The organism is Streptomyces sp. NPDC059567 (assembly GCF_042735655.1).
Lineage (GTDB): Bacteria > Actinomycetota > Actinomycetes > Streptomycetales > Streptomycetaceae > Streptomyces.
The window spans coordinates 14,723-29,260 of sequence record NZ_JBHWBS010000006.1; the positions used below are offsets into that span (position 1 = coordinate 14,723).

Here is a 14,538-nt window from a genome sequence, read left to right on the forward strand (position 1 = left end):
GAAGGGGTGCCGCGGACTACGGGTTGAGCTCCGCGAGCAGTCTCAACGTGGCGAGGTCCGGGGCCGTGACCAGCAGGTCCGTGACCGGCCCCTTCCGCCATGCCTCCAGCCGTTCGGCGATCCGTTCCCTGGGCCCGACGAGCGAGATCTCGTCCGCGAAGGCGTCCGGCACGGCGAGCACGGCCTCCTCGCGCCGCCCGGCGGCGAACAGCTCCTGGATGTGCCGGGCCTCGGACTCGTACCCCATGCGCGCCATCAGATCGGCGTGGAAGTTCCGGGCGGTGTGCCCCATGCCGCCGATGTAGAAGCCGAGCATCGCCTTGACGGGCAGTAGCCCCTCGACCGGGTCGTCGCAGAGCTGGGCGCGGACCATGGGGGCGACGAGGAAGGACTCCGGCAGCCGCTCGGGGAGCGCGTAGACCTCCGCGTAGCGGGTCGGCGACCAGTAGAGCGGCAGCCAGCCGTCGGCGATCCGGAGCGTCTGGGCGATGTTCTTCGGCCCTTCGGCGCCGAGCAGCACGGGCAGATCCGCCCGGAGGGGGTGGGTGATCGGCTTGAGGGCCTTCCCGAGTCCGGTGCCGTCCGCCCCGGTGTACGGATGGGAGTGGAAGCGCCCGTCGAGCGCGACGGGCCCCTCGCGCCGCAGCACTTGGCGGATCACGTCCACGTACTCGCGGGTCGCGGTCAGCGGACTGCGCGGAAACGGCCGCCCGTACCACCCCTCGACGACCTGCGGCCCGGAGAGCCCGAGCCCGAGCATCATCCGGCCGCCGGAGAGATGGTCGAGCGTGAGCGCGTGCATGGCGGTGGCGGTGGGCGTCCGGGCGGCCATCTGCGCGACGGCGGTCCCGAGCCTGATGCGCGAGGTGTGCGCGGCGATCCAGGTCAGCGCGGTGAACGCGTCGGACCCCCACGCCTCGGCCGTCCACACGGAGTCGTACCCGAGCCGCTCGGCCTCCCGGGCGAGTTCGAGGTGCGCGGGCGAGGGGCCGCGTCCCCAGTAGCCGAGGGCGAGTCCGAGACGCATGGCGCGCCGCCTTCCTGACGATCCGTCAGATCAGTTCCCCGGGACTGTACGACAGCGGCCCCCCGCCCGGAAGGGCGAGGGGCCGCTGGAGTGGAACGCTCAGCCGCGCTGGATGCCGGTGGTGTCCTGGAGGACGCCGCGGCGGCCGTCCTGGGTCTGGGCGATCAGGCCCGGACCACGCTGCTCGACGGCCAGGTACCAGGTGCCGGGGGCCAGTTCCGCGATCGGGGTCGGCGAGCCGTCCTCCGCGTACAGCGGGCGGGCCACCGGGACCGCGAACCAGAACGGTGCGAAGTCGCCCGCGGGCGCCTGGGCCTGCGCCTGCGTCGGCTGCGGGGCGGCCGGGGCGGCGGCCTGCGGGTCGGGCTGCGGCTGGCCGGGGTACGGCTGGGGCTGCGCGCCGAACGGCTGCTGCTGGGCGCCCGGGTAGCCGTAGCCACCGGGAACGCCCGGCTGACCGGGCTGACCCGGCTGGACGCCGTACGGCTGCGGGGTCTGCGGACGCGGGGCGCCGGCCAACGGGGCCTTCAGGGCCGGGACCAGCGGCGCGGCGACAGCGGCGCCGGCCAGGACCAGCGAGGCGATCAGGCCGAGGATCAGGCCCGCGCCGGAGTTCTCCGACTCGAAGATCCACATCAGCAGGTTCCAGGCCGTGGCCACGGTGAACGCGACACCGACCTGGCCCAGCTCGAGACCGACGACCTTGCGCGGCTGCGGCAGCGCGTGGGAGAGGACGACCAGGGCGGCGCCCGCGATGCCGAGAAGGAAGACACCCCAGCCGAGCGGGGAGAACTCCCAGGAGTTCGGGGAGTCGACGTTCGCACAGAAGCTGCCCTCGCAGCTGCTGGTGCTGAGGAACGAGGCGATGAACAGCACCACCGCTGCACCGATCAGCACGCCATCGCCTCGAGTGAGGGAGCGGATATTCACGTAAGAGTCCTTCGTCGGGTCGTCTCGTCGGGGTGGCGCGAAGCACGGGGGCGGCCCCATCGTACGGAGCGAATCTATCGCCCGCGGGTTCTACCCCTTGAGGTAGGTCCCGATGCCGTCCGCGATCCCTTGCGCCGCTTTCTGCCGCCACGCCGCATCCGTGAGGAGTGCGGCATCCTTCGGATCACGCATATTGCCGCATTCGACGAAGACCTTGGGAACGGTTGAGAGATTGAGCCCCCCGAGATCCTTGCGCACGTCCAACCCGCCGCCGGAGCCGAGGTAGTTGGCGGGCGCGGTGCCGGTCGCGAGAGCGAAGTGGCGGGCGATCGCCTCGCCGAGCGTACGGGAGGGGCCGACGATCTTCGAGGTGTTTGCGGCGCCGGAGCCGACGCGTGCGGGCAGGATCACATGGAATCCGCGGTTGCCGGTGCCGGAGCCGTCGGCATGCACCGAGACGACGGCGTCGGCGTGCGCCTCGTTGCCGGCCCGCGCGCGCTCGTCGATGCAGGGGCCGTAGGGGCGGTCAGCGTCGTGTGTGAGGACGACATGCGCCCCCTGCGACTGGAGGAGATCGCGTACGCGGTGTGAAACATCGAGGGTGAATGCGGCTTCTGTGTAACCGGTGTTCGTGGAAGTGCCGGTGGTGTCGCATTCCTTGCGTGTTGTGCCGATATCAACCTTTTGGTTGATTTCCCGAGAGTGCTGGGAATTGCCCGGATTGTGGCCGGGGTCGATGACCACCGTGCGTCCGGAGAGCGGCCGGGCGGCCTGGGGCTTGTCCCGCGTGGGCTCGGGGGTGGCCGTGGGGGCGGGCGTGGGGGAGCTCGTCGCCTTCGCGTTGGCGGCCTTGGGAGGCTGCGACGCCCCGCCGCAGCCGGCGAGCACGGCGCAGGCTGCGAGGGCGCCGGCGAGGGCGCTCGCGCGGGCGGGGATCTTCCGATGGGCGTACGGCACCTTGCGACTCTAATGGGAGGCGCCGCCGAACAGTCCGTCGACGCGGGGCGACTGTGAAGGGACTGTGGCGGGTATGAGGAGGTAAGTGCGTGGTGAGGGGCACCGCGCACGGACCACGGGGGGCACTGTGGCGGGGGAAGAGCCGAACGACGCACGTCCGTCGGGTGGGCCGGGTGAGCCGACGCTGCCGGGAGGGCCCGCGGAGCCGACCCAGCCGGGACGTCCGGGGGAGCCGCCATGGCCCGGGGTGTCGGAGACGCCTTGGGCGTACGGGGCGCCGGGGACGCCCGGGGCCTCGGGCACACCCGCCGGGGCCGGGCAGCAAGCCGGACAGGGGCCGTGGTCGGGGGCGGCGTTACCGCCGCCGCCCGCGCAGCCGCCCGCAATGCCGCCGCACTCCTACGGGGTGCCGGCGCCGGACCCCGGACCGCCCGGGCCGCCGCCCGAATCGAACCCGGCGCAGGCCGTCCTGGTCGGGCTGCTCAATCTGTCCTGCCTGGGGCTCGGGTACGCACTGCTCAAGCAGTGGGTCCTCGCCGCCGTCTGCTGGGCCGCCACGGCCGTCCTGCTCCTGGTCGCACTCCCCGCCGACGTGGACGGCGTCCCCACCGGCCTCCTCGCCGGGTACGGCGTGTTCCTGCTGGCCGCGGCCGCCGACGGCGCCCGGCGCGGGCTGCGCGCCCCGCTCGCCCTCGGCGCCGGATCGAGCACCGTGCCCCGGCGCCTCGCGCTCCCGCTGGCCTTGGCGCTCGTCCTGCTCGCCGTGCCGGTGGGCGGCTCGGTCGCCTACGGCGTGGCCCGCGACGAGGCCGTGGAGCAGTCGCTCCTGGACCGCCTCGCCGCGGCCGACACCCAGGTGAAGTCCGTGGCGGGCCAGAGCTTCGGCGGAGCCGAGCACACCTACCGCAAGGCGCTCGCCGTCTACCAGGACCTCGGCACCGAGCACGCCGGCTCGCGGGCGGGCCGGCTCGTCCCCGACCGGCTCGGGGACTACTACCAGGCGGTGTCCGCGCCGTACGAGCAGAAGAAGTACTGCGAGGCCGTCCCGGCCCTCAAGCATCTGCGCGCCCTGCCGGAGACGGTGGACCGCGGCCTGCTCGACGGGCTGATCGGCAAGGCCGACGACCCGCTCGCCCACTCCTGGTACGAGTGCGGGATCGGCGGACTCGGCGTCGCGGGTGTCGAGACGGCGGCCGGTGAGCATCTGAACGCGCTCCTGTCGACCTTCCCCGAGTCGTCGTACGCGCGGCAGGTCGAGCCCAAGGTCGCGGAGGGCATCAGGACCCGCTCCGCCGCGATCTCGGGCTCCGCCGACCCGTGCGCCGGAGTGGCCGAACTGCGGCGCTACGGCACCACGGTCGACCTGCTGCCCAAGGTGAGCTTCGCCGCTGTCTCGCAGCAGCACGGCGAGGCGGTGCGGAAGGGCGACTTCGCCTGCGGGGTCGATCAGTTCAAGGACAAGGAGTACACACAGGCCGTCGAGACGATGACGCAGTACGCCAAGGACCACCCGAGCAGCCCGCAGGCCGGGCACGCGCGGAGCATCGCCATCGCCGCCGAGATCGCCGACGAGGCCCCGGCGGCCGGGAAGCAGCTGCCCCCGGCCACGGCTCCCGGCGGCTCCCGGATGGTGATGGTCGTCAGCAACGACGGCCCGGGAGAGGTCGAACTCCTCTACACCGGACCGATCACCGGCCGCGTCACCCTCAAGGCGTGCGCCACCTGCACGGCCTATCCCGGCAGCCTCGCCCTCAATCCGCCGAAGACCAAGGCGTGCTCGGGACCGTCGTCGAAGTACCCGAAGGCGACGCTCCTGCTGCCCGCGGGCAACTACCACTTCCTCCAGAAGCGGTCCAGGGCGACGGGCTCCGCGTCCGCGGCGGACAAGGCGAGCACGGCCAAGGTCGAACCGGGCTACAGCTACACGAACTGCCTGTACGTGACCTCGGGATACGGCTTCTAGCGGCCGGGCCGCGCGGGAGGGGGCGCGCGGAGCGCGCGGCCTCAGGCCGCGCGGGCCGCGCGCCTCAGGACGCGGAGGGAGTCGGTCACCGAGACCTCCTCGAAGTCGCCGGACTCCAGGGCCCGGAGGTAGATGCGGTACGGCGCCTGGCCGCCGTCCTCCGGGTTCGGGAAGACGTCGTGGATGACGAGGAGGCCGCCCTCGGCGACCTTCGGTGCCCACCCCTCGTAGTCCGCCGTCGCGTGCTCGTCCGTGTGACCGCCGTCGATGAAGACGAACCCCAGCTCGCCCGCCCACACCTTCGCCACCTGGGGAGACCGCCCGACGACCGCGATGACGTGCTCCTCCAGACCTGCCTTGCGCAGCGTCCGGCGGAAGGCCGGCAGGGTGTCCATCAGGCCGACCTCGGGGTCCACGACGGTCGGGTCGTGGTACTCCCACCCCGGCTGCTGCTCCTCGCTGCCCCGGTGGTGGTCCACCGTCACCGCGATCGTCCCGGCCTCCCGGGCCACGTCCGCCAGCAGGATGGTGGAGCGCCCGCAGTAGGTGCCGACCTCGAGGAGCGGCAGCCCGAGCTTCGCGGCCTCGGTGGCGGCGGCATGCAGCGCGCGCCCCTCGTCGAGGGGCATGAAGCCCTTGGCGGCCTCGAAGGCGGCGAGGATCTCGGGCGCGGGCATGGATGCTCCTACTGGTCGGTACGCACGTACGGGCAGCCATGGTGCCCTACGCCCCGCACGCGAACCACACCCGCTTCCCGTCAGGCGGAGAAGTCCACCTCGGCCGCGCGCAGGACGCGGGTGCGGCGGCCCGCGAAGCGGATGTGGCGGAAGATCTCGTTGTGGTGGGCGATCGACTGGTCGGCCGGGACGAACGGGCCGCCGCCGTCGGGGCGCAGGGACGTGGTGTGGCCGTCCTCGACGAGCACCAGGTCGTAGCGGTGGCTCAGCGCCTGCCGGGCCGTCGTGTCGACGCACATCTCGGTGGCGAAGCCGGTGACGACGACCTCGGTGACGCCCAGCTTCCGCAGGGTCGCGTCGAGGCCGGTGTCCAGGAAGCTGTCGGCGCTGTTCTTCGGGACGACGGTCTCGTCGGGTCCGGGTTCGAGGTCGGCCACGATCCGCCATCCTTCGGTACCGGCCGGCAGTTCGGTGTCGTCCTGGTGCTGGAGGGTCACGATCGGCGCTCCGGCCGCCTTGGCCCGGGCCCGCAGTCCCGCGATGGCGGCGACGGTCTCGGCGGGGCGGTGGGCGATGGCCATCAGGGCGTTCTGCATGTCGATGACGAGAAGCGCGGAGGCGTTCGGCATACGGCCACGGTAGCGGCCCGGGCGGCCTGTCCGGAGTGGTTCGGCAGGAGGCGGGACATGCACCGGACGCTCAGCCGGCCTTGAGGGCCGCGAGGAAGTCCAGCCGGGTCTCCAGCCGGGCCAGGTCCCGGCCGGTGATCTGCTCGATGCGGGCGATGCGGTGTCGCAACGAGTTGACGTGCAGGTGGAGTTGGGCGGCGCATGTGGTCCAGGAGGCGTCGCACTCGAGGAACCTCTCCAGCGTGGGCAAAAGGTCGGTCCGGTGGCGGCTGTCGTGATCACGCAGGGGGCCGAGCAGACGGGAGGAGAAGGCTCGCCGGGTCTCGGCCGGGATGAGCGGCAGCAGCGTCAGGATGTGCGAGGTGAGGTCGTCAGGGCCGCGCACGGCCACTCGGTCCCGGTGGTCATGGGCGATCCGCAGCGCGGTGCGGGCCGTGTCGAGCGCTCGGCGTGCGTGCTCGGGCGCTGCCACCGGAGCGCTGACACCGATGGAGAGGCTGCCCGTGGGGCCGAGCCAGCGCGTGAGCGCCGCGGCGAGCCTCTGCTGCAGGGCGACGCGGTCGATGGCCGGTTCCGGCAGTCCGTCCGCGGGCTCGGGCACCCGGACGAAGAGTACGGCCTGCTCGTCGTCGACGGTGGCGGCGATGTCCTGCGACGAGACCGGCACGGGGCCGTCCGCTTGGACCAGGGCCTCCTCCAGCAGGACGCGTAGGGCCGAGGCGGGGATGGGGCCGGTGCCGCGCCACTCCCCTTCGGCAACCACGAACTGGCAGCGCTGCCAGGTGTCCTTCCGGCTGACGACGGCCTGCGCGGTGCTGCTCAGCCGGACGGGGATCTCGGCGGGTGGGACGCTGCCGTGCAGCAGGTCGAGGAGTTGACGGGCCAGGTCGTTCAGCGCGACCTTCGTCCGCTCGTGTGCGGATCGCGCGTCGACGGCCAGCTCGACGATCCGGTCGAGGAGTTCCCCGTCCGCCGCGGGCCGGTGCGCCGCGTCGGCCGGCACGACGAGCAGCCAGTCGCCCAGCTCGGCCGCCTCCCCCGGTGTGGTCGACGGCGTCGCCGGGTCCGTGGTGCCGCGTACCGGCACGAGCGAGTAGTGCCGATCCCCGATCGTGACCCCATGGGGAGCCGCCTCGCGTGAGCGGCGCGCGGCGAGGTACCTCCCGGCCAGCGCCACCGCCGTCCTGGCGCGGAGCGGAGGGTGGGCCCCGGCGATCCGGCGCCCGGTCGGGGACAGGACGTGCGCGTCGAGGCCGAGGCTGTGCTGCAGGAGCTCCAGTACGGCTTCCGGGCCGCCCTGCCCGGTGAGGAGCCGTCGATGGCGTTCGACCACGGCGGCGAGGCTGCCGACGTGCCGGGGTTGCAGACGACGCAGGACGTGTTCGGTGATCGCGCTGAACGATATGTCCGGGTTCACGGCGACGAGTGGAAGGCCGTGGCGTCGGCAGGCGTGCACGAGGTCGTCCGGGACGAGCCCGTGTTCGGCTTCGCCGGCGGCGAGGACCGTGACGCCCGCTCGGCCGAGGATGCGCACGAACGACTCGGCGTCTCCGTCCTCCCGCCACCAGGCGAGCCCGGTGAGGACGAGTTCGCCGCCGGCGAGGAAGCGACCCGGGTCGGCCAGGTCGGTGGTCAGGACGGCGCGTACCTCTCGATCGAGAGCACTGTCGTCGGCGTCCCGGTCCACGAGCAGGAACAGCCCCAGTTCGTCCAGGAGTTCGCGTATCCGCATGGTCGCCACCTTCTCACGCCCCCACCAGGCCACTCCGCTGTCAATGGCGTGAGTCTGCGCAGGTCACAGCTGTGCGGCGGTGGGAAAGCACGGTGGTCCACAGGCGATGGAGAAGCCGGTTCTGGGGGATCGGTGACTGCCGCGTCCGCTCGATCGCTCGGTCTACTTCTACGGGTCCGGACGACAGCGCGCGAACGAGTCGACCGAGGGCTTCGGGCCCCGGTGCGCTCGCCCCGTTCGGTCGACGAACCACGAGCCATCACGCGCCACGAACCACGCGGCCACGCGCCACGAACCACGCGGCCACGCGGCCACGCGCCACGAACGACCCGACCCGACATGAACGACCCGACACGAAGAGGAGAGCGCCATCCATGGACTTCCTTCGCCCGCCGGCTGGGAGGAGGCGCTCGCCGCCAAGGCCGAGCACCCCACCGCCGTACCGATCGCGGGTGGCACCGATGTGATGGTCGAGATCAATTTCGACCACCGGCGACCCGAGTACCTCCTCCTGGTCGCGGCCGACGAACTGCTCGAACGCCACAAGGACCCGTCCGACCAGGACATCCGCGAGGCGCTCTCCGGCAACCTCTGCCGGTGCACGGGTTACGAGAAGATCCTGGACGCGGTCCGCCTGGCCGCGGCCCGCCGGGAACGTCAGAAAGAGACGGTCTGATCATGGCTGGTACCACCACGGGTATCCCCACCAACGTCACGCAGGGCTCCCGGACCAAGGGCGGCATCGGCGAGTCCACGCTCCGCCCGGACGGCACCCTCAAGGTCACCGGTGAGTTCGCGTACTCCTCCGACATGTGGCACGAGGACATGCTGTGGGGCCAGATCCTGCGCTCCACGGTCGCGCATGCCGAGATCGTCTCCATCGACACTTCCGAGGCCGTGGCCATGTCGGGCGTCTATGCGGTGATGACGTACGACGACCTGCCGGCCGAGATGAAGAACTACGGCATGGAGTTCAAGGACACCCCGGTCCTGGCGCACGGCAAGGTCCGCCACCACGGTGAGCCGGTCGCCCTCGTGGCAGCCGACCACCCGGAGACCGCGCGCCGCGCCGCCGCGAAGATCAGGGTCGAGTACAAGGAGCTGCCCCTCATCACCGACGAGGCCTCCGCGCTCGCTTCCGACGCGGTCCTCGTGCACGAGAGCCGCGACGACCACCACTCCGGTCATGTCCCGCACCCGAACATCGTGCACCGCCAGCCGATCATCCGCGGCGACGCGGACGAGGCCGCCAAGAGGGCCGACGTCATCGTCTCGGGCGAGTACACGTTCGGCATGCAGGACCAGGCCTTCCTCGGCCCGGAGTCCGGCCTCGCCGTGCCCGCCGAGGACGGCGGTGTCGACCTGTACTGCGCCACCCAGTGGCTGCACTCGGACCTGTACCAGATCGCTCCGGTCCTCGGTCTGCCCGAGGAGAAGGTGCGTATGACGATGGCCGGTGTGGGCGGCGCGTTCGGCGGTCGCGAGGACATCTCGATGCAGATCCACGCCTGCCTGCTCGCGCTGCGCACCGGCAAGCCCGTCAAGATCGTCTACAACCGCTTCGAGTCGTTCTTCGGCCATGTGCACCGCCACCCGGCGAAGCTCTGGTACGAGCACGGGGCCACCAAGGACGGCAAGATCACGCACATGAAGTGCCGGATCGTGCTGGACGGCGGCGCCTACGCGTCGTCCACGGCCTCGGTCGTCGGCAACGCCGCGTCCCTCTCGGTCGGTCCGTACGTCATCGACGACGTCGAGATCGAGGCGGTCGGGCTCTACACGAACAACCCGCCCTGTGGCGCGATGCGCGGTTTCGGCGCGGTCCAGGCCTGCTTCGCGTACGAGGCGCAGATGGACAAGCTGGCCGCCAGGCTGGGCATGGACCCGGTGGAGTTCCGGCAGAAGAACGCGATGGAGCAGGGCACGATCATGCCGACGGGTCAGGTCGTGGAGTCGCCTGCGCCGGTCGCCGAGCTGCTGCGCCGGGTCAAGGCGCGCCCGATGCCGCCGGAGCGCCAGTGGGAGGTCGCCGGTGAGGGCGCGGACGTTCGCGCGCTGCCGGGCGGTCTCTCGAACACGACGCACGGCGAGGGCATCGTCCGCGGGGTCGGCTACGCGGTCGGCGTCAAGAACGTCGGCTTCTCCGAGGGCTTCGACGACTACTCCACCGCCAAGGTGCGTATCGAGGTCGTCAACGGCGAGCCCGTCGCCATGGTTCACACGGCCATGGCGGAGGTCGGTCAGGGCGGTGTCACCATCCACGCGCAGATCGTGCGTACCGAGCTGGGTGTCACGCAGGTGACCATCCACCCGGCCGACACCCAGGTCGGCTCCGCCGGTTCGACCTCCGCGGGACGCCAGACCTACATGACCGGCGGTGCCATCAAGAACACCTGCGAACTCGTCCGGGAGAAGGTCCTGGAGATCGGCCGGCGCAAGTTCGGCTCGTACCACCCGGCGTGGGCCACCGCCGAACTGCTCCTGGAGGGCGGCAAGGTCGTCACCGACGGAGGCGAGGTCCTCTCCACCCTCGTGGACGTCCTGGAGGACGAGGCCGTGGAGATCGAGGAGGAGTGGAGGCACCGGCCCACCGAGGCCTTCGACCTGGTCACAGGCCAGGGCGACGGTCACGTCCAGTACTCGTTCGCCGCGCACCGCGCGGTCGTCGAGGTGGACACCGAGCTCGGCCTGGTCAAGGTCGTCGAGCTGGCCTGTGCGCAGGACGTCGGCAAGGCGCTCAACCCGCTCTCCGTCGTCGGCCAGATCCAGGGCGGCACCACCCAGGGCCTGGGCGTCGCGGTGATGGAAGAGATCATCGTGGACCCGAAGACCGCGAAGGTGCGCAACCCCTCCTTCACGGACTACCTGATCCCGACGATCCTCGACACGCCGACCATCCCGGTGGACTACCTCGAGCTGGCGGACCCGAACGCGCCGTACGGAGTGCGCGGCATCGGAGAGGCCCCGACCCTGTCCGCGACACCGGCCGTCCTCGCGGCGATCCGGAACGCGACGGGCCTGGAGCTCAACAGGACACCGGTCCGCCCCGAGCACCTCACCGGGCTCTGACCGGCCCCCATCCCCGGCCGTGACCCGGGCGGCGCGTGCCGGTACGCCGCGCCGCCCATCACTTCGGTATCTGACCTTCCGTCAGAATGGAACGTGTTCTAGTCTGCCGCGCATGGGCATCGGAATCACGCAAGAGCAGCGGGAGTTGGCCCGGTCCGTGCGCGGCTGGCTCGGCCGGGCCGTACCGTCCGAGGATGTGCGGGGGCTCCTCGACGCGCCGGCCGACAGCGCCACCGGACGCCCCGCCCACTGGGACGGGCTCGCCGCGCAGGGGCTCCTCGGGATCCATCTGCCCGAGGAGTATGGGGGAGGGGGCGGCGATCTCGTCGATCTGGCCGTCGTCCTGGAGGAGGCCGCGAGGGCGCTGTTTCCGGGGCCGTACCTGCCCTCCGTCCTCGCCGGCGAGATCCTGGCCCGGGCCGGGCAGCGGGAGCTGACCGCCGCCCTCGCCGCCGGGGAGCGCATCGGGGCCGTCGCCCTCGCGCCCGGCGGGCTGACCGCCGTCGAGACCGAGGGCGGGCTGCTCCTCGACGGGGGAGCGGCGCCCGTCCTCGGCGGCTCCCAGGCCGATGTGCTGATCCTCGCCGCCGGTACCGCGCGCGGCACGGTCTGGGCCGCCGTGGACGCCGACACCCTCGCCGTACGCCCCCACCGGAGCGCGGACCCCACCCGGCCCACCGCCGAGGTCACCGCGGCAGGAGCGCTCGTGCCCGCGCACCGGATCCTGGACGTCGACCCCGCCCTCGTCACGGATCTCGCCGCCGTGCTGTACGCCGCCGACGCCTGCGGGAACGCCGCCCGGGCGCTGGAGACGGCCGCGGAGTACGCCAAGGTGCGCGAACAGTTCGGGCGGCCCATCGGACGGTTCCAGGCGGTCAAGCACCTCTGCGCCGACATGCTCGTACGGGTCGAGCAGGCCCGCGCCCTCACCTGGGACGCGGCCCGGTCCACAAGGGACGCGCCCCGCTCCCTGACCGCCGCGCTCGCCGCCGCCACCGCCCTCGACGCCGCCTACGACTGCGCCAAGGACTGCATCCAGATCCTCGGCGGCATCGGCTTCACCTGGGAGCACGACGCCCATCTCTCCCTCCGCCGGGCCCTCGTCGCCCGCCAGCTCCTCGGCCCCGGCGACACCCACCGTGCGCACGCCGTCCGGCTCGCCGCCCAGGGCACCCGGCGCGAGCTCCGGCTCGAACTGCCGCCCGAGGCCGACGCGTTCCGCGCCGAGGCGCGCGCCGCGATCGCCCCCGCCGCAGGGCTCGACCCGGGCGCCGCCCGCCGCGCCCTGGCCGGCACCGGCCATGCCGCCCCGCACCTGCCGCCGCCCTACGGCCTCGGCGCGGGACCGCTCCAGCAGCTCGCCGTGCAGCGGGAACTGGACGCGGCGGGCGTCAAGCTCAGCGGGCTCGGGATCGCGACCTGGGTCGTCCCCTCCCTCCTCGCGTACGGGACGCCGGAGCAGCGGGAGCGCTACCTCGGCCCCACCCTGCGGGGCGAGCTGCTGTGGTGCCAGCTGTTCTCCGAGCCCGGCGCCGGATCCGATCTCGCCTCCCTGCGCACCAGGGCGGAACGCACCGAGGACGGCGGCTGGCGGATCAACGGGCAGAAGGTGTGGACGAGCGCCGCCCAGTGGGCCGACCACGGCATCCTGCTCGCCCGGACCGACCTGGACGCCCCCAAGCACCGTGGGCTCACGTACTTCCTCGTCGACATGAAGAACACCCCCGGGATCGACATCCGGCCGCTGAAGGAGATCACCGGCGACTCGCTCTTCAACGAGGTGTACTTCGACGACGTCGTGCTGCCGGCCGACGCCGTCGTCGGCGAGGTGAACGGCGGCTGGAAGGTCGCTCGCAACACCCTCGGCAACGAACGCGTCCACATGGCCGACCAGGTCGCCTTCGACTCCGGCCTGGAGGCGCTGATCGACCGGGCGGCCGACGCCGACAGCGCCGTACGGGTACGGATCGGGGCGCTCGCCGCCGAGGCGCACGCACTCGCCTGCATCGGGCTGCGGACCACGATGCTCCAGGTCTCCGGCCTGGAACCGGGCGCGGGCGCCTCCGTCCGCAAGCTCGTCCAGACCGTCCACCAGCAGAAGGTCGCCGAGCTCACGCTCGAACTGCTCGGCCCCGAGGGAGTGGTGCGGGAAGGCGCGGGGGAGCGGGCCGTCCACGGCCTGCTGATGTCCCGCTGCCTGACCATCGCGGGCGGCACCACGCAGGTCCAGCTCAATGTCGTCGCCGAGCGCCTGCTCGGCCTGCCGAGAGACTGAGGGGGAACCGAAGATGGGAAAGGCGTACATCGTCGGCGTCGGGATGACGAAGTTCGAGAAGCCCGAGACGCGCGACTGGCAGTACTGGGACATGGCGCGCGAGGCCGGGACGGCGGCGCTCGCCGACGCGGGGATCTCCTACGAGCAGGTCGAGCAGGTCCCTGTCGGCTACTGCTTCCAGGCGTCGACGGCCGGACAGCGCGCGGCGTACGAACTCGGCCTGACCGGCGTGCCCGTCTACAACGTCAACAACAACTGCGCGACGGCGTCCACGGCGCTGATGATGGCCCGGCAGTTCGTGGAGGGCGGGATCTCCGACTGCGTCCTCGCGCTCGGCTTCGAGAAGATGGCGCGCGGGGCGCTGGGCGGGGGATCGGACGGGGGTGCCCGCGGCGGAGCCGCTGATGTCGGGGGCAAGACGTCGCCGGTCGCACGGCACTACGGGATCATGGCCGCCGCCCACGGCTTCGAGATGTCCCCGCCGACCGCCCAGATCTTCGGCAACGCGGCCCGGGAACACATGGAGCGGTACGGGACGACGGAGGTCCAGCTCGCCGCCGTCGGCGCCAAGAACCACCGGCACTCGGCGAACAACCCCAACGCCCAGTTCCAGGACGTGTACTCGGTCGAGGAGATCCTCGCGGCGAAGACCATCCACCGGCCGCTGACCAAACTGCAGTGCTCGCCGACCTCGGACGGCTCCGCGGCGGCGGTCGTGGTGTCGGAGCGGTTCGTCGTCGAGCACGGGCTGCACGACAAGGCCGTCGAGATCGCGGCGCAGGCCATGACCACCGACACGGGGGAGTCCTTCGCATCGGGATCGTGCATCGACGCGGTGGGCCGGCCGATGTCCCGCGCCGCGGCCCGGCAGGTGTACGAGCGCTCCGGCCTCGGCATCGAGGACGTGGACGTCGTCGAACTGCACGACTGCTTCTCCATCAACGAGCTCCTGACCTACGAGGCCCTCGGCATGTGCGAGGAGGGCGCGTCCGGAAAGCTCGTCGAGTCGGGCGCGACGACCTACGGAGGGCGCTGGGTGGTGAACCCCTCGGGCGGGCTGATCTCCAAGGGCCACCCCCTGGGCGCCACCGGTCTGGCCCAGGCCGCCGAACTGGTCTGGCAGCTGCGGGGCGAGGCCGGCCCCCGCCAGGTGGAGGGCGCCCGCGTCGGCCTCGCGCACAACATCGGGCTCGGCGGCGCGGCGGTCGTGACCATGCTCCGGAGGTCGTAGGACCGAATCCCGATGTACGGGGCACGGGCCGTCTGCGACCATCACAGG

At 72.2% G+C, this 14,538-nt stretch carries 10 protein-coding genes and 1 pseudogene; 5 read left to right on the plus strand and 6 right to left on the minus strand.

The window, feature by feature from the left end; genetic code table 11:
- Positions 1 to 16: 16 nt before the first annotated feature.
- The 3 genes from ACFVZW_RS05005 to ACFVZW_RS05015 form a co-directional block, all read right to left on the minus strand.
- The gene (locus ACFVZW_RS05005) at positions 17 to 1,027 is read right to left on the minus strand and encodes an LLM class F420-dependent oxidoreductase (RefSeq protein ID WP_384516840.1); all 1,011 of its coding nucleotides are present in this window, start codon (positions 1,025 to 1,027) and stop codon (positions 17 to 19) included.
- A 99-nt stretch (positions 1,028 to 1,126) separates the two neighbouring features.
- Complete coding sequence (locus ACFVZW_RS05010) at positions 1,127 to 1,957, minus strand: DUF5336 domain-containing protein (RefSeq protein WP_384516843.1); 831 nt, start codon at positions 1,955 to 1,957, stop codon at positions 1,127 to 1,129.
- A gap of 90 nt (positions 1,958 to 2,047) precedes the next feature.
- Positions 2,048 to 2,914 carry an N-acetylmuramoyl-L-alanine amidase gene (locus ACFVZW_RS05015; protein WP_384516846.1) on the minus strand — a complete coding sequence of 289 codons (867 nt, stop codon included), beginning with the start codon at positions 2,912 to 2,914 and terminating at the stop codon, positions 2,048 to 2,050.
- A 385-nt stretch (positions 2,915 to 3,299) separates the two neighbouring features.
- Between ACFVZW_RS05015 and ACFVZW_RS05020 the strand changes: the two genes are divergently transcribed.
- Positions 3,300 to 4,877 (plus strand): hypothetical protein, encoded by a 1,578-nt coding sequence (locus ACFVZW_RS05020; protein ID WP_384516849.1) that lies wholly within the window; start codon positions 3,300 to 3,302, stop codon positions 4,875 to 4,877.
- A gap of 41 nt (positions 4,878 to 4,918) precedes the next feature.
- On the opposite strand, the gene ACFVZW_RS05025 is transcribed toward ACFVZW_RS05020, so the two are convergent.
- The 3 genes from ACFVZW_RS05025 to ACFVZW_RS05035 form a co-directional block, all read right to left on the minus strand.
- Positions 4,919 to 5,554 (minus strand): class I SAM-dependent methyltransferase, encoded by a 636-nt coding sequence (locus tag ACFVZW_RS05025; protein WP_384516852.1) that lies wholly within the window; start codon positions 5,552 to 5,554, stop codon positions 4,919 to 4,921.
- Positions 5,555 to 5,634: 80 nt separating this feature from the next.
- Positions 5,635 to 6,183 (minus strand): cysteine hydrolase family protein, encoded by a 549-nt coding sequence (locus ACFVZW_RS05030; RefSeq protein WP_384516855.1) that lies wholly within the window; start codon positions 6,181 to 6,183, stop codon positions 5,635 to 5,637.
- Positions 6,184 to 6,253: 70 nt separating this feature from the next.
- Positions 6,254 to 7,915 (minus strand): PucR family transcriptional regulator, encoded by a 1,662-nt coding sequence (locus ACFVZW_RS05035; RefSeq protein ID WP_384516857.1) that lies wholly within the window; start codon positions 7,913 to 7,915, stop codon positions 6,254 to 6,256.
- A 374-nt stretch (positions 7,916 to 8,289) separates the two neighbouring features.
- Here ACFVZW_RS05035 and ACFVZW_RS05040 point away from each other — a divergent pair.
- From ACFVZW_RS05040 to ACFVZW_RS05055, 4 genes and pseudogenes are all read left to right on the plus strand, one after another.
- Positions 8,290 to 8,591: pseudogene (locus ACFVZW_RS05040) on the plus strand (2Fe-2S iron-sulfur cluster-binding protein).
- A 2-nt stretch (positions 8,592 to 8,593) separates the two neighbouring features.
- The gene (gene pucD, locus ACFVZW_RS05045; RefSeq protein WP_384516860.1) at positions 8,594 to 10,984 is read left to right on the plus strand and encodes a xanthine dehydrogenase subunit D; all 2,391 of its coding nucleotides are present in this window, start codon (positions 8,594 to 8,596) and stop codon (positions 10,982 to 10,984) included.
- A gap of 112 nt (positions 10,985 to 11,096) precedes the next feature.
- Positions 11,097 to 13,259, plus strand: a complete 2,163-nt coding sequence (locus ACFVZW_RS05050; protein WP_384516862.1) for an acyl-CoA dehydrogenase — start codon at positions 11,097 to 11,099, stop codon at positions 13,257 to 13,259.
- 13 nt (positions 13,260 to 13,272) lie between these two features.
- Positions 13,273 to 14,490 (plus strand): lipid-transfer protein, encoded by a 1,218-nt coding sequence (locus ACFVZW_RS05055; protein WP_384516865.1) that lies wholly within the window; start codon positions 13,273 to 13,275, stop codon positions 14,488 to 14,490.
- Positions 14,491 to 14,538 lie beyond the last annotated feature (48 nt).